At 43.2% G+C, this 366-nt stretch carries 1 protein-coding gene; it reads right to left on the reverse strand.

Annotated features, from left to right (window positions below):
- A partial coding sequence (locus tag H5119_RS20150) for a hypothetical protein (protein WP_182703493.1) occupies window positions 1–366 on the reverse strand: 366 nt, incomplete at both ends.

The raw sequence follows: 366 nt of genomic DNA on the forward strand, positions 1-366 counted from the left end.
ATAAATATTAAACTGAACACCAGAGCCTGATTGGATGGTTACGCCTTGTGCAATCAACCACTCTCCGCGCACATCAATGCGACTTTTTATATCAAAGGTTACTGTCGCACCCGCTTCAACAATAAATTGACCGCCATCTGCAATTGTAAAGATAACATCTGCATCAACATGTAATTGACTACCGGCTTTTACTCGCACAACTTCATCTGCAGCAATCGTAATGGCACCCGCTAGACTAAACTCACCATCCAGCACATACTCACCATCAACGAGTAAATCTTCCGGCCAGCTCACCGCAATACTATTCGTAAACACATCATCCCATGCTATTGAGCGACGATATGCCCCATAATTAACTAATAAGCT

The organism is Pseudoalteromonas sp. SG45-5 (assembly GCF_014164085.1).
Lineage (GTDB): Bacteria > Pseudomonadota > Gammaproteobacteria > Enterobacterales > Alteromonadaceae > Pseudoalteromonas > Pseudoalteromonas aliena.